This window comes from Cronobacter sp. HA18006 (assembly GCF_011605445.1).
Taxonomy (GTDB): Bacteria; Pseudomonadota; Gammaproteobacteria; order Enterobacterales; family Enterobacteriaceae; genus Cronobacter; species Cronobacter sakazakii.
Genome location: NZ_JAANQB010000011.1, coordinates 1114742 through 1135983 on the forward strand (window position 1 = coordinate 1114742; position 21242 = coordinate 1135983).

The 21242-nt window shown below is 55.7% G+C and carries 21 protein-coding genes and 1 riboswitch; of the genes, 9 read left to right on the plus strand and 12 right to left on the minus strand.

All coding sequences use genetic code 11. The features are described 5' to 3' along the window. Nucleotides 1-74: 74 nt before the first annotated feature. Nucleotides 75-1673 (plus strand): EAL domain-containing protein, encoded by a 1599-nt coding sequence (locus G9X48_RS07005; RefSeq protein WP_097641325.1) that lies wholly within the window; start codon nt 75-77, stop codon nt 1671-1673. Between the two features lie 3 nt (nt 1674-1676). Here G9X48_RS07005 and yoaE read toward each other — a convergent pair whose 3' ends face one another. Next, the gene (gene yoaE, locus G9X48_RS07010; RefSeq protein ID WP_097641324.1) at nt 1677-3236 is read right to left on the minus strand and encodes a CNNM family cation transport protein YoaE; all 1560 of its coding nucleotides are present in this window, start codon (nt 3234-3236) and stop codon (nt 1677-1679) included. A gap of 462 nt (nt 3237-3698) precedes the next feature. Between yoaE and manX the strand changes: the two genes are divergently transcribed. From manX to mntP, 5 genes are all read left to right on the plus strand, one after another. After that, nucleotides 3699-4661: a PTS mannose transporter subunit IIAB gene (manX, locus tag G9X48_RS07015; RefSeq protein ID WP_097641323.1), complete on the plus strand. Its 963-nt coding sequence runs from the start codon at nt 3699-3701 to the stop codon at nt 4659-4661. A gap of 64 nt (nt 4662-4725) precedes the next feature. Then, the gene (locus tag G9X48_RS07020; RefSeq protein ID WP_004386694.1) at nt 4726-5526 is read left to right on the plus strand and encodes a PTS mannose/fructose/sorbose transporter subunit IIC; all 801 of its coding nucleotides are present in this window, start codon (nt 4726-4728) and stop codon (nt 5524-5526) included. Nucleotides 5527-5538: 12 nt separating this feature from the next. After that, nucleotides 5539-6390, plus strand: coding sequence for a PTS mannose transporter subunit IID (locus tag G9X48_RS07025; protein ID WP_097641322.1), 852 nt, complete (start codon nt 5539-5541; stop codon nt 6388-6390). A gap of 60 nt (nt 6391-6450) precedes the next feature. Next, a complete protein-coding gene (locus G9X48_RS07030; RefSeq protein ID WP_007888034.1) occupies nt 6451-6909 on the plus strand; it encodes a DUF986 family protein in 459 nt (152 codons plus the stop codon). Between the two features lie 197 nt (nt 6910-7106). Next, nucleotides 7107-7279: riboswitch (yybP-ykoY riboswitch) on the plus strand. Nucleotides 7280-7284: 5 nt separating this feature from the next. After that, nucleotides 7285-7848 (plus strand): manganese efflux pump MntP, encoded by a 564-nt coding sequence (gene mntP, locus G9X48_RS07035; protein WP_007868564.1) that lies wholly within the window; start codon nt 7285-7287, stop codon nt 7846-7848. On the opposite strand, the gene rlmA is transcribed toward mntP, so the two are convergent. The 6 genes from rlmA to mgrB form a co-directional block, all read right to left on the minus strand. After that, complete coding sequence (gene rlmA / locus G9X48_RS07040; RefSeq protein WP_097641321.1) at nt 7845-8660, minus strand: 23S rRNA (guanine(745)-N(1))-methyltransferase; 816 nt, start codon at nt 8658-8660, stop codon at nt 7845-7847. The genes mntP and rlmA overlap by 4 nt on opposite strands. Before the next feature lie 153 nt (nt 8661-8813). Next, nucleotides 8814-9023: a transcription antiterminator/RNA stability regulator CspE gene (cspE, locus tag G9X48_RS07045; RefSeq protein ID WP_004386688.1), complete on the minus strand. Its 210-nt coding sequence runs from the start codon at nt 9021-9023 to the stop codon at nt 8814-8816. A 13-nt stretch (nt 9024-9036) separates the two neighbouring features. Beyond that, nucleotides 9037-9180, minus strand: a complete 144-nt coding sequence (locus G9X48_RS07050) for a DUF2627 domain-containing protein (RefSeq protein WP_007698789.1) — start codon at nt 9178-9180, stop codon at nt 9037-9039. Between the two features lie 520 nt (nt 9181-9700). Beyond that, complete coding sequence (locus G9X48_RS07055) at nt 9701-10708, minus strand: MBL fold metallo-hydrolase (protein ID WP_097641345.1); 1008 nt, start codon at nt 10706-10708, stop codon at nt 9701-9703. 19 nt (nt 10709-10727) lie between these two features. After that, a complete protein-coding gene (locus tag G9X48_RS07060; protein ID WP_004386686.1) occupies nt 10728-11015 on the minus strand; it encodes a YebO family protein in 288 nt (95 codons plus the stop codon). A gap of 69 nt (nt 11016-11084) precedes the next feature. Beyond that, a complete protein-coding gene (gene mgrB / locus G9X48_RS07065) occupies nt 11085-11228 on the minus strand; it encodes a PhoP/PhoQ regulator MgrB (protein WP_004386685.1) in 144 nt (47 codons plus the stop codon). Between the two features lie 158 nt (nt 11229-11386). Here mgrB and G9X48_RS07070 point away from each other — a divergent pair, with 158 nt between their 5' ends. Next, entirely contained in the window at nt 11387-11626 is a 240-nt protein-coding gene (locus G9X48_RS07070; protein WP_004386684.1) for a YobH family protein, read from the plus strand. 55 nt (nt 11627-11681) lie between these two features. Here the strand turns inward: G9X48_RS07070 and kdgR are convergent, their stop codons facing one another. The 5 genes from kdgR to G9X48_RS07095 all read right to left on the minus strand — a co-directional run bounded on the left by kdgR (nt 11682) and on the right by G9X48_RS07095 (nt 17157). Further along, complete coding sequence (gene kdgR / locus G9X48_RS07075; protein ID WP_014728651.1) at nt 11682-12473, minus strand: DNA-binding transcriptional regulator KdgR; 792 nt, start codon at nt 12471-12473, stop codon at nt 11682-11684. 252 nt (nt 12474-12725) lie between these two features. Then, a complete protein-coding gene (gene htpX, locus G9X48_RS07080) occupies nt 12726-13607 on the minus strand; it encodes a protease HtpX (protein WP_004386682.1) in 882 nt (293 codons plus the stop codon). Between the two features lie 194 nt (nt 13608-13801). Further along, nucleotides 13802-15850 (minus strand): carboxy terminal-processing peptidase, encoded by a 2049-nt coding sequence (gene prc / locus G9X48_RS07085; RefSeq protein ID WP_007868584.1) that lies wholly within the window; start codon nt 15848-15850, stop codon nt 13802-13804. A gap of 19 nt (nt 15851-15869) precedes the next feature. Beyond that, the gene (gene proQ, locus G9X48_RS07090; protein WP_007868587.1) at nt 15870-16562 is read right to left on the minus strand and encodes an RNA chaperone ProQ; all 693 of its coding nucleotides are present in this window, start codon (nt 16560-16562) and stop codon (nt 15870-15872) included. A 100-nt stretch (nt 16563-16662) separates the two neighbouring features. Next, nucleotides 16663-17157, minus strand: coding sequence for a GAF domain-containing protein (locus G9X48_RS07095; RefSeq protein WP_004386680.1), 495 nt, complete (start codon nt 17155-17157; stop codon nt 16663-16665). A gap of 128 nt (nt 17158-17285) precedes the next feature. Here G9X48_RS07095 and yebS point away from each other — a divergent pair, with 128 nt between their 5' ends. Continuing rightward, nucleotides 17286-18569 (plus strand): membrane integrity lipid transport subunit YebS, encoded by a 1284-nt coding sequence (yebS, locus tag G9X48_RS07100; RefSeq protein WP_004386679.1) that lies wholly within the window; start codon nt 17286-17288, stop codon nt 18567-18569. Continuing rightward, nucleotides 18538-21171, plus strand: coding sequence for a PqiB family protein (locus tag G9X48_RS07105; RefSeq protein ID WP_007868599.1), 2634 nt, complete (start codon nt 18538-18540; stop codon nt 21169-21171). Before yebS ends, G9X48_RS07105 begins: the two co-directional genes overlap by 32 nt. The last annotated feature ends 71 nt before the right edge of the window (nt 21172-21242 follow it).

A 21242-nucleotide genomic window follows, 5' to 3' on the forward strand; every position in this document is an offset into this window, starting at 1 on the left:
CCCGTCGCGTCAACGCCCACTACACTCTTAACATTCCGTCTTAATAACTCAGATGAGTCTGAGAGATAGAGCCTATGCAAAAAGCGCAGCGTATTATTCGGGCTTACCGCCGTCGGCGGCTGATTCTCTGTATTGCCCTCGCCCTGCTGGCGTTAATCGTCACGCTGGGAATACGCTATCTGTCCGACCGCAAACAGTACCAGCACGAAACCACGCGCTACGCCGCCCATGCGGTGGAAACCCTGGAAGAGTTGCTGGTGCCGCTGGATGCCGCACGCACTGCGCTGCTGCCGCTTATCGGTATGCCGTGTCAGCAGGTGCATCGCCAGTTGCGCGAAATGGCCGCCAGCCTCCAGACGGTGCGGACCATTGCGCTGGTGAGCGACGGTACGCTTTATTGCTCAAGTATTTTTGGCGAACGCAACGTGCCGGTGCATCAGTTGCAACCCCATTTACCTGCGGCAAAACCCCTGATGCGGCTCTCTCGTGACAGCTCGTTGATTAAGGGAAGCCCAATACTTTTGCTTTGGACACCGTCCATCGACAACGGCCAGTCTGGCGTCTTGCAGTCGGTTAACATTGAATTTATCGCCAGCCTTCTGCTGGCCCCGGACCCACCCGTCATTGAACATGTGCTGTTTGATGTCGCAGGCATGCATCTGGAGTACGGGCGCGGTCTGACGGCAATGCCGCCTGCCCTCGACGGGCTGACGCAATATCAGCAAACGTCCAGTCAGTACCCGTTCTCAGTGACACTGCTTGGCCCTTCGGCAAACGCACTGGCGCTGAAAAATATCCCCGTGCAGTTACCGCTCGCGGTGCTACTGAGCCTGCTGATTGGCTATATCGCCTGGCTTGCGACCGCCAGACGTATGAGCTTCTCGTGGGAAATTAATCTCGGCATCGCCAACAATGAGTTTGAAGTATATTGCCAGCCGCTGGTGAGCGGTAAAACCGGCGAATGCACGGGCGTGGAGTTGCTGCTGCGCTGGAATAATCCACGCCTCGGGCCGATTGCACCGGACGTGTTTATACCGCTTGCCGAACAGCTCAGGATGATTAACGCGCTGACGCGCTATGTGCTGACGAAAACCGCGGCGCAGCGCCACTATTTTCCGGCATCTGCGGATTTTCATATCGGGGTGAATATCGCGGCGAGCCACTTTCACGACGGCGTGATTATTGACGATCTGAAGCGCTACTGGTATCCGCACTGCCCCGTACAGACGCTCTTTCTGGAGCTCACGGAGCGCGATGCGCTGCCGGAGGTGGATTACCGCGTGGCGCATGATTTGCGCAAACTCGGCGTCAGGCTGGCGATTGATGATTTTGGCACGGGCCAGAGCTCGCTCTCTTATCTCGAAACACTCAGCCCGGACGTGCTGAAAATGGACAAACGCTTCACCGCCGCTATCGGCACCGACGCGGTTAATTCGACCGTAACGGACATTATTATCGCGATGGCGAGAAGGCTGAAAATTGAACTGGTGGCGGAAGGCGTGGAAACCGAAGAACAGGCCGCGTATTTATGCCGCCTCGGCGTGCCGGTGTTGCAGGGATATCTGTTCGCACATCCGATGCCGCTCAGCGCGTTGCCGCAGTGGCTGGAACAACGGCGCACCCATCCGGGTACGCCGTTCTGGCGCCGACAACATCCGGCGCCGATGGTCTGACCGTTACTCTTCTTCGTCGTGCGCTGGCGTGTCTTTCACCACGCGCACAAGATCGACACGGTAGGCGTTCGCCTCAACAATCGTGATACGCAGCGGCGGCATCGCCAGCTCGTCGCCCACGCGCGGGATCTGCCCGTTAATGGCGATGACCAGCCCGGCGACCGTCGCGATATCCTCTTCGTCATTGACCAGTGACGGAAGGTCCAGCGTCTGTTGCAGCGCGTGGAGATCGGTCGAGCCTTTCACCAGCCAGCCGTCGCCGTCGTGAACGATTTCCGGCGTTTCGTCGGCATCCGGGAATTCTCCGGCAATCGCCTCCAGCACGTCCAGCGGCGTGACGAGCCCCTGCACCACGCCAAACTCGTTATTGACGATAACAAAGCTGCCGCGAGCACGGCGCAGCACGCCGAGCAGGTTGATCGGGTCCAGCGTTTCCGGCACCACAATCACCGGGGTCGCCGAGGCAATAGCCGCGACGTCAACGCCCTCTTCCAGCGCCATCAGCAGTTCTTTCGCGCGCACCACGCCGATGATTTCATCAAGCTCACCGCGACACACCGGAAACAGGCTGTGCGGCGACGATAATAACTGCTCGCGAATTTCATCCACGCTGCGGTTGGCGTCCACCCAGCTTATCTCGCCACGCGGCGTCATGATGCTGCGAAGCGAGCGGGACGCCAGCGTCAGCACGCCGTTAATCATGTACCGCTCTTCTTCGGCAAACGCCTCGTCATGCACCGGCACCACGGTGTGATGCTCGGTTTCGCTGACCGGGGCCGGGCGACGACGGTTGCCCATCAGACGCAGAATCGCCTCCGCCGTGCGTGCGCGCAGCGGCAGGTTCGACTGGTGCTTCAGGAAGTTGCGGCGCGCAATCTGGTTGAAGAACTCAATGATGATAGAGAAGCCAATCGCCGCGTAGAGGTAGCCTTTCGGAATATGGAAACCGAAACCTTCCGCCACCAGACTCAGGCCGATCATGAGCAGGAAGCTCAGACAGAGCACCACGACCGTCGGATGCGCGTTAACGAAGTTGGTCAACGGCTTCGAGGCGAGGAGCATCACGCCCATTGCAATCACCACCGCGGCCATCATCACCGGCAGATGGTTCACCATACCCACCGCCGTGATCACGGCATCCAGCGAGAAGACGGCGTCCAGCACCACAATCTGCGCCACCACGACCCAGAAGCTGGCGTAGCCTTTACCGTGACTGTCATTATGCTGGCGGTTTTCCAGCCGCTCATGGAGTTCTGTCGTCGCCTTAAACAAGAGGAACAGACCCCCAAAAAGCATGATCAGATCGCGGCCGGAGAAACTTAACTCCCACACGCTGAAAAGCGGACGGGTGAGCGTCACCATCCACGAGATCAACGACAACAGCCCCAGACGCATTACCAGCGCCAGGGATAAACCTATCAGACGTGCTTTATCGCGCTGCTTTGGCGGCAGTTTGTCCGCGAGAATGGCGATAAACACCAGGTTGTCGATGCCAAGAACAATCTCCAGCACCACAAGCGTTGCTAAGCCCACCCAAATCGAGGGGTCCATTAAGAATTCCATAACAGGCTCCTGCGCAAGGAATGACTAAACGGCACCCCAACGATGTCGGGCGCTTTGACATGGTTTATCAGAGAGTTAAGGCGAAAGCCTTGTGAGATGACGGCTGATGAAAGCCTGGTAAAGAAAAGACGTCGGTGACGGTCCATACGGTGGGCTGCTGCCCGCTACTCCTGTTAGTTAATCGGAAATCTACATTAACAAAGCGTAATAGCCTTTGGCAAAGATTTACCAGAATTTGCAATCGGTCTGACATAAAAAACGCGCATATTTTGCGCATACGCCGAATGCCTTGTTTTGATGGCAAAATTACTGACGCTCATCACATACATTATTTTTTCGCCTTCTAAAATAAATCGTGCTTAGGTTCTGAAAGCTTACAAATCCTTATCTGAATCGATTCGATAAGCGAATCACTGTTAGCGGTGCCTGTAAGGGCATTGACAATAACCACGGAGGTAGCAAGTGACCATTGCTATTGTCATAGGCACGCATGGCTGGGCGGCCGAACAACTGCTCAAAACAGCGGAAATGCTGTTGGGTGAGCAGGAGAATGTCGGTTGGATCGATTTCGTTCCCGGCGAAAATGCGGAAACCTTGATCGAAAAATATAACGCACAGCTCGAAAAACTGGACACCAGCAAAGGCGTTGTCTTTCTGGTCGATACCTGGGGCGGCAGTCCGTTCAACGCGGCGAGCCGCATTGTCGTGGATAAGCCCCACTATGAAGTCGTCGCCGGGGTGAACATCCCGATGCTTGTAGAAACCTTAATGGCGCGCGATGACGATCCGGCTTTCGATGAGCTGGTCGCGATTGCCGTTGAAACGGGCCGCGAAGGCGTAAAAGCCCTGAAAGCCAAACCCGCCGAAAAAGCGGCACCCGCTGCACCTGCCGCGAAAGCGGCGGCGCCTGTTAAACCCATGGGCCCGAACGACTATATGGTCATCGGCCTTGCCCGTATCGACGACCGTCTGATCCACGGCCAGGTCGCCACCCGCTGGACCAAAGAGACCAACGTTTCGCGCATTATCGTGGTGAGCGATGAAGTCGCCGCCGACAACGTGCGCAAAACGCTGCTCACTCAGGTGGCTCCGCCTGGCGTCACCGCGCATGTGGTGGATGTCGCCAAAATGATCCGCGTTTACAACAACCCGAAATATGCGGGCGAACGCGTGATGCTGCTGTTTACCAACCCAACCGATGTTGAGCGCATCGTGGAAGGCGGCGTCAAAATCACCTCTGTCAATATCGGTGGAATGGCCTATCGCCAGGGCAAAACCCAGGTGAACAACGCGGTGTCTGTCGATGAGAAAGATATCGAGGCCTTTAAGAAACTCAACGCGCGCGGCATTGAACTGGAAGTGCGTAAAGTCTCAAACGATCCCCGTTTAAAAATGATGGATTTACTCAGCAAAGCTGCGAAATAGCGGTATTGCGGATCCACGATTACTCAGTGTTTACACGTAAGTTTGATATCACAGGAGAAGTACAATGGAGATTACCACTCTTCAGATTGTGCTGGTGTTCATCGTCGCCTGTATCGCGGGTATGGAATCGGTGCTCGATGAATTTCAGTTCCACCGCCCGCTGGTGGCCTGTACCCTGGTCGGGGCCGTACTGGGGGATATGAAAACCGGTATTATCATCGGCGGTACGCTGGAAATGATAGCGCTCGGCTGGATGAACATCGGTGCCGCCGTGGCGCCTGACGCCGCGCTGGCGTCGATTATCTCAACCATTCTGGTTATCGCCGGGCACCAGAGCATTGGCGCCGGTATCGCGCTGGCTATCCCGCTGGCCGCGGCAGGCCAGGTACTGACCATCATCGTGCGTACTATTACCGTCGGTTTCCAGCATGCGGCGGATAAGGCGGCGCAAAACGGCAACCTCACCGCGCTATCCTGGATCCACGTCTCATCCCTCTTCTTACAGGCAATGCGTATCGCTATTCCGGCCGTCATCGTGGCGATTTCCGTCGGCACCAGCGAAGTGCAGAGTATGCTTAGCGCTATCCCGGAAGTCGTGACCGGCGGCCTTAACATCGCGGGCGGCATGATTGTGGTGGTCGGTTATGCGATGGTCATCAACATGATGCGCGCGGGCTACCTGATGCCGTTCTTCTACCTCGGTTTCGTTACCGCCGCGTTCACCAACTTCAACCTCGTGGCGCTGGGCGTTATCGGGGCTGTTATGGCGGTGCTCTATATCCAACTGAGCCCGAAATATAACCGCTCCGCAGCGGCACCCGCGCAAACTGCTGGCGCGAACGATCTTGATAACGAACTGGATTAACAGGTGAGCGACATGGTTGATATGACGAAAACAACTGGTGAGAAAAAACTGACCCCGGGCGATGTTCGCGGCGTGTTTATCCGCTCTAACCTCTTCCAGGGATCGTGGAACTTTGAACGTATGCAGGCGCTTGGCTTCTGCTTCTCAATGGTGCCGGCGATCCGTCGCCTTTATCCGGAGAATAACGAAGCGCGTCGCCAGGCGATTAAACGCCATCTGGAGTTTTTTAACACGCATCCGTATGTGGCAGCGCCAGTGCTCGGCGTGACGCTGGCGATGGAAGAGCAACGCGCGAACGGCGCGGAGATCGACGACGGCGCGATTAACGGTATCAAAGTGGGCCTGATGGGTCCGCTCGCGGGCGTCGGCGACCCGATTTTCTGGGGCACCGTGCGGCCGGTATTCGCGGCACTTGGCGCGGGCATCGCCATGAGCGGCAGCCTGCTCGGCCCGCTGCTGTTCTTTGTGCTGTTTAACCTGGTGCGTCTTGCCACACGTTACTACGGCGTGGCGTATGGCTACCGCAAAGGCGTCGATATCGTGAAAGATATGGGCGGCGGCTTCCTGCAAAAACTGACCGAGGGGGCGTCTATTCTCGGCCTGTTTGTGATGGGGGCGCTGGTTAACAAATGGACGCACGTAAACATTCCGTTGGTGGTATCGCGTGTTACCGACCAGAACGGCGCGGAAAAAGTCACGACGGTGCAGACGATCCTTGATCAGTTAATGCCGGGCCTGGTGCCGCTGCTGCTGACCTTCGCCTGCATGTGGTTGCTGCGTAAAAAAGTGAACCCGTTGTGGATTATCGTGGGGTTCTTTGTGATTGGTATCGCCGGTTACGCGGTCGGCCTGCTCGGCCAGTAACGGTTAATATCATACGCCGGGGGCCAGCGGCTCCCGGCTTTTTTATTTAAGGGAGACGGCATGACGTTGACTGATGGAGTTCTGGTCATTTTTATTATCGCGCTGCTGGGATGGGCCATTTATGACCAGTGGGGCACTGAACGTCGACACGGGAAAACGCTGCTGCGTGTGCCCTTGCTCAAACGCGGACGTGCTGACAGCCTGATTTTCACCGGTCTGGTCGCCATCCTTATCTGGCAGAATGTGGCATCGCACGGTGCCCTGCTCACGACCTGGCTGTTGGGCGCGCTGGGATTACTCGCCATTTATCTTTTCTGGATCAGAGAGCCGCAAATACGCTTCAAGCGTGAAGGCTTTTTCTTTGCTGGCGGCTGGGTGAAATATAACCACATTAAAGCGATGAATTTATCGGAAGACGGCGTGCTGGTGATGCAATTAGATAAACGTCGCTTGCTTATCCGGGTAAAGAATATCGACGATCTTGAGAGAATTTATCATTTTATGGTTAATAATCAATAAATTAAAAATATAGCACAGGCTATTTTTGCGAATAAAAAATAACCATGCTTATAGCCCGTGCTATATTTTTGCCCGGTTCCTTGCCTTAATTCTTAACAAGATGTTCACGTCCTGTCATTAAGCGAAAACCATTCTCATTTATAACCAAAAGGTTATTCTCCAGTTATTGTCTTTGCCGTCTGGAATATGGTAAGGTTGCGCCCGTCATTGGGGAGTAGCCAATTTCCTTAAGGAAATGTACGCATCAACATACTCGTTGCAAAACGTGGTGCGTACGGACTGAAGCCCTTTCAGTCAGGCGAGACCATAGGCACGCGGCCGCTTTTTACTGGGGGCGGACGGCGTGTATATGGTGATCCCGGTCAGGACTGTGCAATGAATCTTTCCGCAACTCTGCTTCTCGCCTTCGGCATGTCCATGGACGCATTCGCGGCCTCCATCGGCAAAGGCGCCACACTCCATAAACCCAAATTTTCTGAAGCGCTGCGCACGGGGCTGATCTTTGGCGTTATCGAAGCGATTACGCCACTGGTTGGCTGGTTGCTCGGCCTTCTCGCTACACAGTTTGTGCTGACCTGGAACCACTGGATAGCGTTTGTGCTGCTGGTGTTTCTTGGGGGCAGAATGATTATTGAAGGCGTGCGCGGCTGTGAGGAAGCACCCGAGAAAATTCGCCGTCACAGCTTCTGGTTGCTGGTGACTACCGCATTTGCCACCAGCCTTGACGCGATGGCAGTTGGCGTCGGACTCGCCTTCCTGCAGGTAGATATTATTAAAACCGCGCTCGCCATCGGCTGCGCCACGCTGATCATGTCAACGCTCGGTATGATGGTAGGCCGCTTTATCGGCCCGCTGCTTGGCAAGCGGGCGGAAATTCTGGGCGGTGTCGTGCTTATCGGTATCGGCTGCCAGATCCTCTGGAGCCATTTCGCGGGTTAAGCCTCGCGCTGCCAGACGCGCAGGCAAAAATCGGTTTCACAGTCAAACGCCGTTTGTTCTTTTAGCGCCGCCCATACTTCCGGGCGGGCGCGCCAGGCGAAAGGCGTCATCTGTAAAAGCGTCGTCGCCTCTTCGCCATTCAGGCACATCTCATAGCGTAACGCCTGTTCTTCGGCGAGCGCAAAGCCGGGCAGCGATTCTTCATTCGGCGCATGCAGCCGCACTTCATCATAAATAAGCCCTTTGAGCTGGATAAGATGACGCGGGCCAGGCGTGACGGTCACCACCACGCCACCGGGTTTGACCACACGCGCCAGCTCTTCGGCCTTGCAGGGCGCGTAAATGCGCACCACCGCATCGAAAAAGGCATTCGGGAACGGCAACCGGTGGCTGGAGGCGACGCAAAACGAGATATCCGTATAACGCTTCGCGGCAAAACGGATGGCGCTTTTTGATACATCAAGCCCAAAACTCTGCCCGCCGTGGGTGGTCGTGAGCGCGGCAAACGCGCTGGTGTAATACCCTTCTCCGCAGCCAATATCCAGCAGCGTGGCACCGCTTTGCGGCAGGCGCTCATTCAACAATTGTGCGGTGCGCTCGCGAAGCGGCGCGTAGTGACCGGCATCGAGAAACGCGCGGCGCGCCTGCATCATTTCGGTACTGTCGCCCGGATCCCGCGAGCGCTTATGCTGCACCGGAAGAAGATTCACGTACCCTTCCTTTGCAATATCAAACTGATGATGACTGGCACAGCGAAAGCTTTTGGCCTGCGGCTCCAGCGGCAAATGGCAAAGGGGGCAAATAAAAGACATGCGGACTCCGAAACAGCGCAAAACGCGAAGTTTAACGTGATTCGGCAGTCGGGGAAACGCTGATGCGCCTCAGACATGAAAAAGCCCCGCCAGTGGGCGGGACTTTAAAATAGCTGGCCGGTGAAACAAGGCACCGGGTCAGTTTAAGTGCGATTAGATAGCAACTACGTTAACAGCTGCCGGACCTTTCTGGCCGTCCTGAATCTCGAACTCAACGTTCTGGCCTTCGGCCAGAGTTTTGAAACCATTACCCTGGATTGCAGAGAAGTGTACGAACACATCTTTGCTGCCGTCAGCAGGAGTAATGAAACCAAAACCTTTAGATTCGTTGAACCACTTAACTTGACCTTTAATCTTTGCCATTTCGCAAATTCCTTCAATTGTTTTGTTCGCCCGCGGGCGCTGACTTAGATAAAACTGAGACATTACTGCTTGAGGCACTAAAATAAGGTTCGGCAGAGAAGCGGTATTCAACGACAACGTGTTTACTCAGGACTTCTTTACTGAAAATGCCACACATAAACAGAACTGTACCTCGTTTAACCCAAAACTTGTTATCACACACAACGTAAACAATGGCAAGCCATTTTTATACGCTGCACGATCTGTCGCACAGATTCCTCAACAGAACGCTATGTCCCTGACAATAAAGCACAGAATGGGCCCGCGAAGCCCTGTAAGGGTCACTTCACCGCCCGGTATCTGGTATAAAGCCAGAATGCACTTTTTAACAGTAGCTCAATAACTTCGGTTCGTCCAGGCGACGCGGGAAAGCACAGGCATTATTTTTCGCGCTGTTATTATTTCTGCAAAAGCTTATTCATAAATGTGGTTAAACTTCATTTTAACGAGGCTTTATTACAGCCTGAAGGCAGTAAATAATGTACAAATCAAAAGAAATTGTACAAGCCAATTTTCTCCTGCACCAAAATAATGACATTTTAATGAAAGTTGCCTCAAAAAGAGGCAGCGGGAATAAGCAAAGCGTTTAATAAATCATCCTGACAGAAGCAAATATAACCAATCAGATATATTCTTAATCAGCGTTTATTTGCAGCCAGCAATAAATATTGCCCGATACGGCGCGGCGCAAACATTTCCGCTTTTTCGCCACGTTCAGCAAGCGCGTTTATCAGCTCGGCAGGCGGCGTATCCAGCGATTCATCAGCCAGTTCAAACACGCCCCAATGTATAGGAATGGCAAGCGGGCGACCTGTATCCTGCCAGAGTCCGACCGCCTGTTGCGGATCCATATGATGCGGCGCCATAAACCAGCGCGGCGCGTAGGCACCAATGGGAATGGCCGCGCCCGTGAGCGGCCCGAGGCGGCGCGGGATTTCAAGCAGTTCAGGCGTATAACCGCTGTCACCGCTAAACCAGAAACGCTGCGTAGCGCTTTCAATCACCCAGCCGCACCATAGCGAGCGGTTTCGGTCCCACGGTGTGCGCATGCTCCAGTGCTGTGCCGGAACGGCAGTGATGTTCAGCCCTTCCAGAGACTGAGTGCCCCACCAGTCAAGTTCTGTGACGTTGCGGATGCCGCGTTTCACAAACCATGCCTTCAGCCCCAGCGGCACAAAAAACGCCGCATCAGGAAAACGTTTCGCAAGGCGGCGGACCGTGCTGTTGTCCAGATGATCGTAATGATTATGGGAAATCAGCACCGCGTCGATGCGCGGCAGGCGGGCAAGCTCCAGCGGTAGCGGCGTTTTACGAACGGGGCCATAGAAATTCACGGGCGAAGCCCGGCGGGAGAAAAGCGGATCGGTGAGCAAATAGCGACCGTTAAGACGCAGCAGCAGCGTGGCATGGCCGAGCCACCAGACGCCGTCTTCGTCGCCGTCAATAACTGCAGGCTGCCACCACTGGCGGATAAACGCGTCGTACCCGCCAGCAGGCGGATGCGGCAGCCCCTCGGCTTTACGTTCGTTCTGCCAGCGGCGCAAATCGCCGGGCTGATGCCCGACTTCACGCGTGTTGCAAAACCCGTCCGGGCGGTGATGCGCTTTTGTAGGGTCGTACCAGGGGTTCTTCCAGACCATGCCCATCACCTCCGGGCGTTGATGGTTAACGTTCAGCCACAAGGCGGACGAAACCGTCATCGTCATCCTGTGTTGCGTCAGCAGATGCCGCAGGCGTCTGCGCCTCCGGCTCGTTCGCCTCACACAGACGACGCAACAGTGCGGTCTGACGCTTTTCCTGTTCAAGCAGCGCTTCCAACAGTTCGACCTGCTGGTTTGCGCGCACGCTTGCACGATTGATAAAGAACCAGGCCACCAGCGCCACGATGGCACCAAAGAGAGAAATCGCCAGGGCGGCGAAATTTAAAGCACCAGAATTGATAATGTCGTTCATGCTAACCACCTCAGGGAAACGCGCTATCTTACCACCGCGGCGGCGCAAGGGCATCGCCTGAGTGACGCGTTACCAGGGAATGAACTTATTGATAGTACAAATGCCGCTGAAAAACTGAACGTCCTGATCGCACATCACATTGAGCGTCTGCATCCACAACAATAAACAGGCCACCAGCACGGCCAGCAAAATAGCCCATCTGAATTTTTTCACTACCTTCTCCGTTACGGCATCTACGGGGCCAAATTATCACGGAAACCTTAAACCAAATATCACTGTAACGTTAACTCACGGAATACGGAATCCTCTCCTTGTAACGCAGCGGCAGCCACGGCAGGCTGTACGCCTGAACGTTAACAAACGGAGCCGTAATGCGCTATTTGATTCGTATTGCCGCACTTTTAGTGGTGGCCTGGGTTGCGCTGCTTTTCAGCGGTTATGGGATATTAATTGGTAGCCATGAGAACGCTGCAGGACTGGGATTACAGTGTCGCTACCTGACGGCAAGACAGGTAGTGAGCACACAGTTCATTCATTCTGACAGCGGACTTATCGGCATTACCGCCTGTCCGGTACTGCGCAAAAGCGAAACCGTCGTGGACAACGGTTAATCAGACGCAGTAAAAAGCCGCAGGCTCGCTGCGGCTTTTCATCAGAACGGGTCTGTCAGAACGGATAATTGTTATACCCCATCTGTGCGGAAATTTTCCGCGCGGCGGTATGCAGGATCTCAACATACTCGTGCAGGCGTTCTTCGGAGAAACGCAGGGTCGGGAAAGAGATACTCAGCCCCGCGATCACCACGCCAAAGCGGTCGAATACCGGCACCGCGATGCAGCGCAGCCCTTCTTCCTGCTCTTCGTTATCTTCGCCGTATCCCTGCTCGCGAACCTGATCCAGTACCGGCAGCAGCGCGTCGGTAGAGACAATAGTGCGATCGGTACTGCGCTTATACTCGACGCCTTCGAGGATCTGTCGAACTTCATCGCGGTCGCGCCAGGCCAGCAGCACTTTACCGATAGCGGTACTGTAGAGCGGGTTACGACGACCGATGCGCGAATACATGCGCAGGTTATACATCGAGTCGATTTTATGGATGTAGACAATGCTGTCTTCATCCAGCGCGCCCAGGTGAATGGTCTCTTTTGTCAGGCGCGACAGTTCACGCATCTGGATATCTGCGCTACGGATGAGATCGACATTCTGCAATGCGCGCGCGCCAAGCTCAAAGAGCTTGAGTGTCAGAGAATATTTTTCCGACTCGCCTTCCTGAGCCACATAACCCAGTGATTTCATCGTCTGCAAAAAGCGGTAAACGGTGCTTTTTGACATCATGACGCGCTGCGACAATTCGGTGATACCAATTTCGCGCTCTTCACCCAACGCCTGCAAGATACCAAAGACCTTGAGCACCGAAGAGACGGAGTCAGGCTGTTTATCTAATTCTGCGATTGCCATTGATCACCTCGATCGCATTTGTTTTATAAAAATCAGAACCGGTTTTTATTATAAATTCCGCGCGCCGGTGCCGCAATGAATCTGTGCGCGCACATGATAAATCTGCGACATCCAACCGCATTGGGTCGCAGGATATATCTTTCGCACCAGATCAAACGCTTAAGATGAACGTACCACTCGAAAGCGCCCTGCCCGCACCGCCAAAAAAAAGCGCGCCACGAGGCGCGCTTTCGTCTTCTATCGCTTACGCGATTATTTCAGGTATTCGCCGCTACGCAGCGCTTCGATACGTTTATCGAGTGGCGGGTGCGTCATGAACAGTTCACTCAGCGATTTTGATTTACCATTGATGCAGAACGCCATCATGCTGCTCGCTTCCTGCGGCTCATAGCTGGTTTTCAGACGCTGGAGTGCGGCGATCATTTTCTCGCGTCCCACCAGTTTAGCGGAGCCTGCGTCAGCGTGGAATTCGCGGTAGCGCGAGAACCACATGGTGATAATGCTCGCGAGGATACCGAATACCAGTTCCAGCACGGTCGCGACCGCGAAGTAAATCAGCGGGTTGCCGTTGCTCTCTTCGCCTTCATCGCGGTTGCCGCCGAGGAAACCAGCCGCCACCTGCGCAATGATGCGCGAAATGAAAATCACAAAGGTGTTCACCACACCCTGAATCAAGGTCATAGTGACCATGTCGCCGTTGGCGATGTGGCTGATTTCATGCGCGATAACCGCTTCCGCTTCATCACGGCTCATGTTCTGCAACAGGCCGGTACTTACCGCTACCAGCGAGGCATCGCGGCGAGCGCCTGTTGCGAAGGCGTTGATATCCGGCGCGTGATAGATAGCCACCTGCGGCATCGCGATACCCGCCTGGCGCGACTGCTGCGCCACGGTATCCATCAGCCAGCGTTCTGTTTCATTACGCGGCGCTTCGATAACTTCACCACCCACCGATTTCAGCGCCATCCATTTGGACATCAGCAGCGAAACGATCGAGCCGCCAAAACCAAACAGCAGCGCCATGATCAGAAGGCCCGTCACGCTGCTTGACTGGATCCCTGTCAGGCTGAGCACCAGACCGAACACCACCATAACGGCCAGGTTAGTCAACAGGAAAAGCGCAATTCGCATCATAATTTTCTTTTTACCTCGGTTTCACAATACGCATTATGCGATTACACACATCGTAGGGGCGCGCGCGCCGTTTTCAAGCATCAACGGCTGGCAAGTCCCTAAAAATACGAAACTTTACATTTTGTAGCATTTCACTGACGGGGGATTAACACGACATAAAAAACCGGCGCCTCAGAGGACGCCGGTTGGGGATTTTACTTCTGAGAGTCAGCGGGCTGAGCCGTTTTCTCTTTGGTCATCTTCGCCAGGTCAAGAGCGATATGCACCGTTTCATCGAGATACGGATCGGGCTCCTGATAATCCTTCGGCAGATCCTCGAGCTTCGCCAGCGGCGGTTTGCCGGCACGCTTCAGACGGTCGTTAATACGCGCCAGTCGGGTTGCGTCATCCTCATGGTTCTCTTTTTCACGCTGAGCAAGGTTAAGCGACACAATGTTGCGCTTATCTTTCATCGCGTTGTAACGAGCAATATCCTTGATGATGTACTGGAACTCCGGATCTTTCGCGATACGGTCGTTGTGATCTTTCAAAAGCTCAGGGCCGAACGGCTTCAGGTCGCCAGATTTTTCATACGTGGCGGCGTTGATGCTATCCCACGGCAGCGCGTTATCCTCGAATTTCTCGCCGGTTTCCGTCTCTTCATTGCCGGTTGGCATGATGATATCTGGCGTGACCCCTTTACGCTGGGTACTGCCGCCATTGACGCGGTAGAATTTCTGGATGGTGTACTGCACGGAACCCAGCGCTGGCCATTCCGGGCGCAGCATCTGATCGTAAATACGGTTCAGTGAACGGTACTGCTGCACGGTGCCTTTCCCGAAGGTTGGCTCGCCGACAATCAGCGCACGGCCGTAATCCTGCATGGCGGCGGCGAAAATCTCAGACGCCGAGGCGCTGAAACGGTCGACCATCACCACCAGCGGGCCTTTGTAATAGACCACACCGTCGGTATCGCGATCTTCACGGACCTTGCCGTTGTTATCACGCACCTGCACGACCGGGCCGGACGGAATAAACAGACCGGAGAGCGATACCGCTTCCGTCAACGCACCGCCGCCGTTGGAACGCAGATCGATGATGACACCCGCGACGTTCTGCTTCTCAAGCTTCTGGAGCTGCACTTTCACGTCATCGGTCAGGCCAACATAGAAGCCAGGAATATCCAGCACGCCGATTTTTTCTTTACCGACATTTTTCACCGACATCTTCACGGCGCGATCTTCAAGACGAATGCGCTCGCGCGTCAGCGTCACAATGCGGGTTTTGGTGCCTTTACCGGCAGGCAAAATTTCAAGACGCACTTTGCTGCCCTTCGGCCCTTTGATGAGCGCGACGACGTCATCAAGACGCCAGCCGATGACATCCTGCATCTGCTGGCCCACCTGGCCTACGCCGACGATGCGATCGCCAACGCTAATCGCCTTGCTTTTGGCCGCCGGGCCGCCCGCCACCATAGAATTAATGACGGTATAGTCATCATCCATTTGCAGAACGGCACCGATGCCCTCAAGCGAGAGGCTCATTTCGGTGTTGAACTGCTCGGTGCTGCGCGGTGAGAGATAGTTGGTATGCGGGTCGATTTCGTGCGCGAAGGCGGTCATCGCCAGCGAGAACACATCTTCGCTGTTGGTTTGCGCCAGGCGGCGAATCGCGAACTTATAACGCTTGGTCAGCGTTTCGCGGATTTCCGCATCGGTTTTACCGGTCAGCTTCAGGCTCAGCTCGTCATATTTGACTTTGCCGTCCCAGAGCTTATTCAGCTCCGCCTCGCTGGAAGGCCAGGGTGCCTTGCTGCGATCGATATCAAACGTATCGTTACCGGTGAAATCCATCGGTCTTTCCAGCACTTTCAGCGCGTACTGATAACGCTCGAAACGGCGCTGCTGTGCCAGATTATAGAGATCGTAAAACACATCGAGCTTGCCGCTACGCAGCTCATCGCCGATCTCCCCTTTTTTTTTCGCGAATTTCTCGATGTCGCTCGCCAGCAGCACGTTATGGCTGTAATCGAGCAGATTGAGGTAGCGATCGAAGATTTTGGCGGAGAAGGCTTCGTTAAGATCGAACTGACGATAGTGAGAACGGGTGAACCGTGAGGTCACCCGCTCGCTAACGGTGGCATGCTGCGGTTCTTCTTTGAGAACCGGGATCTGGTCAGGACGGGTAATGTCATCCACGGCCAACGCCTGACCCGCCATCAGCAGCAGGCCGGCGACGGCGGTAAGCTTAAAAAAAGTGTTCATGCCCTGGTTGACCTCCGTTTCAGAACACTAAATGTTCTGCGCGTACAATCATCGACATACCAGAAGTCAGCTGTACACGGACGCCATCTTTGGTAATTTCCTGCACGGTGGCGTCCATCGCGTTATTGCCTGCTTTGACCTTGATGGCCTGGCCGACGCTGAGCGCCGTAATGTCAGACACCGGAGTATGGCGCTCTTCGCGCGCAGGGCGCGATGGTTTGGCGGCAGCGGCAGGTTTCGCAGCGCGCGGTTTACGCTCGGCGTTGTCCTTGCGGCGCGGAGCCGGACGCGGCTTACGTTCGCGACGCTCTGCACCGCTCTCTTCGCCTTCAGCGCCTGCTGCTTCGCGTTTTTTCGCCTGCTGTTCGGCGCGCTGCGCCTGAACGCGGGCTTTCGCTTCTTCAAGCTGCTTGCGGGCGTGTTCTACGTGCTGTTCTTCCAGAACACCGCACGGGTTGCCGTCGAGATCGACACGCGTGGCACCGGGTTTGATGCCGTAAAGATAGCGCCAGCTCGACGTATAAAGACGTAATGCGGAACGAAGTTGCGTTTTGCTGAGGTTCATTTCGCCCTCAACACGCTCTACCAGATCCTGAAAAATGCCGATCTTCAGAGGACGCGCTTCGCCTTCAGCACTGAAACACTGCGGAAAACGTTCGGCCAGAAAGGCGATAACTTCTTTACTGCTATTCAACTTAGGTTGATTTTCCATGAAATTTCCTGATTACAACGGATGTTGCCAACAAGCCGCAGGCATGAACAGGCGTCATTATAATGACGCCATCGGTAAATGCCACGTTATCCGTTGCTTATCATGCGACTGGCGCAAAGAATTTTTTAAAGTCGGTGGCGGCGATAACGGCTTCAAGCTGTTCCACGAGGGTACGCAGCCCCTGCTCGTCGTCAGCGTCGAAGCGGTTAAAGACGGTACTGTCGATATCCAGCACGCCGATAATTTCGCCGTCCGCGCGCAGCGGCAGTACGATTTCGGCGTTGCTGGACGCATCGCAGGCGATGTGGCCGTCGAACGCATGCACATCATCCACGCGCTGCACTTCGCCAGTCGCGACCGCCGTACCGCAGACGCCACGGCCGTAAGGAATACGCACGCAGGCGATTTTGCCCTGGAACGGCCCCAGCACCAGCGTCTTGTCTTCCAGCAGGTAGAAACCTGCCCAGTTCACGCCTTCAAGGCGCTCGAACAGCAGCGCGCTGGTATTCGCGAGCGTCGCGAGAAAACTGGTTTCCCCTGCCATAAGGGAGTGAAAATCGCGATTGAGTTCCGCGTAAAATTGTGTTTTGTTCATTAATCCGATCGCTTTGTTGTCTTACTTACTCTGCCAGCCTACTAAAATAAGCATTAAATGCGCTCATGCTCAAGATTAATCATTTCATGAGTTACGATAACAGAATCATATAAAAACATGCTTCGCACATGGCACTCAAAACTCAACAGATTTCTCCTGGCAAAAAACTGAACATTCACGCCATCGGCGAGCCGTTGCCGATGGCACATTATCAGCGTTGCCCGCAATGCGATATCCTTTTTATGCTGCCTGTGGTGAAGTCTAACCAGACCGCGCACTGCCCGCGCTGCGACGCGAAAATTCGCGACGGTCGCGACTGGTCGCTCACCCGGCTGGCGGCGATGGCTATCACCATGCTGCTGCTGATGCCATTCGCCTATAGCGAACCGCTGCTGCGCCTGTACCTGCTTGGCACACGCATCGACGCCAATCTTTTTCAGGGCATCTGGCAGATGACGCGCCAGGGCGACACGATCACCGCCGCTATGGTGCTCTTTTGCTCGGTAGGTGCGCCCGCAACGCTGGTCGCCGCCATCGCCTATCTCTGGTTTGGCAATATTCTGGGTATGAACCTGCGTCCGGTGCTGCTGATGCTGGAGCGGCTGCGCGAATGGGTGATGTTGGATATCTATTTGGTGGGCATCGGCGTCGCGTCCATCAAAGTACGCGAATACGCCTGGCTTGAGCCGGGCATTGGGCTTCTGGCATTTGTGGCGCTGGTGGTGTTAAGCGTACTGACGCTGATACATCTTAATGTTGAAGAGCTGTGGGAGCGCTTTTATCCCCAACGCCCTGCCACGCGCTATCACGAGGATCTCCGCGTCTGTCTCGGCTGCCACTACACCGGCGTGCCGGATAACCGCGGGCGCTGTTCGCGCTGCCATATTCCGCTACGCCGCCGCCGTCGGCAGAGCTTGCAAAAATGCTGGGCGGCGCTCATCGCCTCAATGGTGTTTCTGCTGCCCGCCAACCTGCTGCCTATCTCGATTATCTATATCAACGGTTCGCGCCAGGAAGATACGATCATGTCAGGGATAATCTCGCTGGCGCAGAGCAATATCCTGGTGGCGGGCGTCGTGTTCGTTGCAAGTATTCTGGTGCCGTTCACCAAAGTGCTGGTGCTGCTGACGCTGCTGGTCAGTATTCATTTTAAATGTCAGCAGGGGCTGCGTGCGCGCATTCTGATGTTACGTCTGGTGGCCTGGATTGGCCGCTGGTCAATGCTCGATCTGTTTGTGATTTCTCTTACGATGTCGCTGGTCAACCGTGACCAGCTGTTGTCGTTTGTCATGGGGCCGGCGGCGTTTTATTTCGGCGCGTCGGTGATTTTGACTATTCTTGCTGTTGAATGGCTGGACAGCCGCTTACTTTGGGACGCACATGAGTCAGGAAACGCCCGCTTCACAGACTGAAGCGCGAATTAAAACAAAACGTCGCATCTCTCCGTTCTGGATCCTGCCCGTTATCGCATTGCTGATAGCGGGCTGGCTTATCTGGACCACGTATGAAGAGCGAGGCACCACCGTCACTATCGACTTTATGTCCGCCGACGGGATCGTCGCCGGGCGCACGCCGGTGCGCTATCAGGGCGTCGAAGTCGGCACCGTACAGGATATTCGCCTGAGCGAAGATCTGAATAAAATCGAGGTAACGGTCAGTATCAAGAATGACATGAAAGACGCCCTGCGCGACCAGACGCAATTCTGGCTCGTCACGCCGAAAGCCTCGCTGGCGGGCGTTTCCGGGCTGGACGCGCTGGTGGGCGGTAACTATATCGGCATGATGCCGGGCGAAGGCGAACCGCGCGACCACTTCCGGGCGCTTGATACCCAGCCGAAATACCGCCTCAATACCGGCGAGCTGATGATCCATCTGCACGCCCCGGATCTCGGTTCGCTGAACAGCGGGTCGCTGGTCTATTACCGCAAAATCCCGGTTGGCCGGGTGTATGACTACTCGATTAACACCGATAAACAGGGCGTCACCATCGACGTTATCATCGAGCGGCGTTTCACCAATCTGGTGAAAAAAGGCAGCCGCTTCTGGAACGTCTCCGGCGTGAAAACCAACATTGGGCTGAGCGGTGCCAAAGTGGAGCTGGAGAGCCTGGCGGCGCTGGTCAACGGGGCTATCGCCTTTGACTCGCCCGCGGATTCCGCACATGCCGACCAGAACGACACCTTCGGCCTGTATGAAGATCTCGCCCACAGCCAGCGCGGCGTGCTGGTGAAGCTCGATCTCCCCGGCGGTCAGGGGCTCAAAGAGAACTCCACGCCGCTCATGTATCAGGGGCTTGAGGTGGGTACGCTCACCAAACTTAATCTCAATCCTGGCGGCGCCGTCACCGGCGAGCTGACGGTCGACCCGAGCGTCGTGAATCTGCTGCGTGACGGCACACGCATTGAGATGCACAGCCCGAAACTCTCGCTCAATAACCCCGAAATCAGCACGCTGCTGACCGGCAGTACGCTTGAGCTGGTGCCGGGCGAAGGCCAGCCGCGCAACCATTTCGTTGTCCTGCCGGATGACAAAACGCCGCTGCAAAAACCGGGCGTGCTGACGCTGACGCTGAACGCGCCGGAGAGCTACGGCATCGACGCCGGCCAGCCGGTCATTTTGCACGGCATTCAGATAGGCCAGGTGCTGGAGCGCTCGCTTAACGCCAAGGGCGTCAGTTTCGCCGTGGCGATTGACCCGCAGTACCGCGAGCTGCTCAAAGGCGACAGCAAATTCGTCGTCAACAGCCGCGTGGATGTGAAAGTGGGCCTCGACGGCGTTGAGTTTCTCGGTGCCAGCGCCAGCGAATGGCTGAGCGGCGGCATCCGCGTGCTGCCGGGCGATAAAGGCGAGATGAAAAACGAATACCCGCTCTACGCCAACCTGGAAAAAGCGGTGGAAAACAGCTTAAGCGACATGCCGACCACGACGCTGACGCTCACCGCCGAAAGCCTGCCCGACGTTCAGGCAGGTTCCGTGGTGCTGTACCGCAAATTCGAAGTGGGTGAAGTCATTACCGTGCGGCCACGTGCCAACGCGTTTGATATCGAAGTGCATATCAAACCGGAGTATCGCAAGCTGCTTACGCCAAACAGCGTCTTTTGGGCCGAAGGCGGCGCGAAAGTGCAGCTCAACGGTAGCGGGCTGACGGTGCAGGCCTCCCCGCTCTCCCGCGCGCTGAAAGGTGCCATCAGTTTCGATAATCTCAACGGTGCGGGTGCCGGTCTTGGCGAAAAAGATAAGCGCACGCTCTATCCGTCAGAAACCGCCGCCCGCGCGGTGGGCAGCCAGATCACGCTGCACGCGTTTGATGCCGGCAAGCTGGCGCCGGACATGCCGATCCGCTACCTCGGCATCAATATCGGCCAGATCGAATCGCTCAAGCTCATCACCGATCGCAACGAAGTGCAGGCGACGGCGGTGCTCTATCCGGAATATGTGAATACCTTTGCGCGCGCGGGTTCGCGGTTCTCCGTGGTAACGCCGCAAATTTCGGCGGCAGGCGTTGAGAATCTCGACACCATCCTGCAACCCTATATCAACGTGGAGCCGGGGCGCGGACCGGGGCGTCGCAGCTTTGAGCTACAGGAAGCGACCATTACCGATTCCCGCTATCTCGATGGCCTGAGCATTATTGTTGAAGCGCCGGAGGCCGGGTCGCTGAATATTGGCACGCCGGTACTTTTCCGCGGCATCGAAGTGGGCACAGTGACGGGGATGTCGCTTGGCAGCATGTCCGATCGCGTGATGGTCGCGATGCGCATCAGCAAGCGCTATCAGCATCTGGTGCGCGAGAACTCGGTCTTCTGGCTCGCCTCGGGCTACAGCCTGAACTTCGGCCTGGTGGGCGGCGTGGTGAAAACCGGTACGTTTAACCAGTTCATCCGCGGCGGTATTGCGTTCGCCACGCCACCGGAAACGCCGCTCGCGCCGAAAGCGCAGCCCGGCAAGCACTTCCTGTTGCAGGACAGTGAGCCGAAAGAGTGGCGTCAGTGGGGCACTGCCCTTCCCCGTTAACGCCTGCGCCCCGGTGTCACGCCGGGGCGTTTGTGTTACACTTCGCGCCCTCTTTTTTCTGCCCGCTGAGG

What these genes read in the sequence shown, in the direction of transcription:
- G9X48_RS07005 (WP_097641325.1), top strand. Translation starts at nt 75, where the DNA reads ATGCAAAAAGCGCAGCGTATTATTCGGGCTTACCGCCGTCGGCGGCTG.
- yoaE (WP_097641324.1), bottom strand. Translation starts at nt 3,236, where the DNA reads ATGGAATTCTTAATGGACCCCTCGATTTGGGTGGGCTTAGCAACGCTT.
- G9X48_RS07020 (WP_004386694.1), top strand. Translation starts at nt 4,726, where the DNA reads ATGGAGATTACCACTCTTCAGATTGTGCTGGTGTTCATCGTCGCCTGT.
- G9X48_RS07025 (WP_097641322.1), top strand. Translation starts at nt 5,539, where the DNA reads ATGGTTGATATGACGAAAACAACTGGTGAGAAAAAACTGACCCCGGGC.
- G9X48_RS07030 (WP_007888034.1), top strand. Translation starts at nt 6,451, where the DNA reads ATGACGTTGACTGATGGAGTTCTGGTCATTTTTATTATCGCGCTGCTG.
- mntP (WP_007868564.1), top strand. Translation starts at nt 7,285, where the DNA reads ATGAATCTTTCCGCAACTCTGCTTCTCGCCTTCGGCATGTCCATGGAC.
- rlmA (WP_097641321.1), bottom strand. Translation starts at nt 8,660, where the DNA reads ATGTCTTTTATTTGCCCCCTTTGCCATTTGCCGCTGGAGCCGCAGGCC.
- cspE (WP_004386688.1), bottom strand. Translation starts at nt 9,023, where the DNA reads ATGGCAAAGATTAAAGGTCAAGTTAAGTGGTTCAACGAATCTAAAGGT.
- G9X48_RS07050 (WP_007698789.1), bottom strand. Translation starts at nt 9,180, where the DNA reads ATGTGTGGCATTTTCAGTAAAGAAGTCCTGAGTAAACACGTTGTCGTT.
- G9X48_RS07055 (WP_097641345.1), bottom strand. Translation starts at nt 10,708, where the DNA reads ATGGGCATGGTCTGGAAGAACCCCTGGTACGACCCTACAAAAGCGCAT.
- G9X48_RS07060 (WP_004386686.1), bottom strand. Translation starts at nt 11,015, where the DNA reads ATGAACGACATTATCAATTCTGGTGCTTTAAATTTCGCCGCCCTGGCG.
- G9X48_RS07070 (WP_004386684.1), top strand. Translation starts at nt 11,387, where the DNA reads ATGCGCTATTTGATTCGTATTGCCGCACTTTTAGTGGTGGCCTGGGTT.
- kdgR (WP_014728651.1), bottom strand. Translation starts at nt 12,473, where the DNA reads ATGGCAATCGCAGAATTAGATAAACAGCCTGACTCCGTCTCTTCGGTG.
- htpX (WP_004386682.1), bottom strand. Translation starts at nt 13,607, where the DNA reads ATGATGCGAATTGCGCTTTTCCTGTTGACTAACCTGGCCGTTATGGTG.
- prc (WP_007868584.1), bottom strand. Translation starts at nt 15,850, where the DNA reads ATGAACACTTTTTTTAAGCTTACCGCCGTCGCCGGCCTGCTGCTGATG.
- proQ (WP_007868587.1), bottom strand. Translation starts at nt 16,562, where the DNA reads ATGGAAAATCAACCTAAGTTGAATAGCAGTAAAGAAGTTATCGCCTTT.
- G9X48_RS07095 (WP_004386680.1), bottom strand. Translation starts at nt 17,157, where the DNA reads ATGAACAAAACACAATTTTACGCGGAACTCAATCGCGATTTTCACTCC.
- yebS (WP_004386679.1), top strand. Translation starts at nt 17,286, where the DNA reads ATGGCACTCAAAACTCAACAGATTTCTCCTGGCAAAAAACTGAACATT.
- G9X48_RS07105 (WP_007868599.1), top strand. Translation starts at nt 18,538, where the DNA reads ATGAGTCAGGAAACGCCCGCTTCACAGACTGAAGCGCGAATTAAAACA.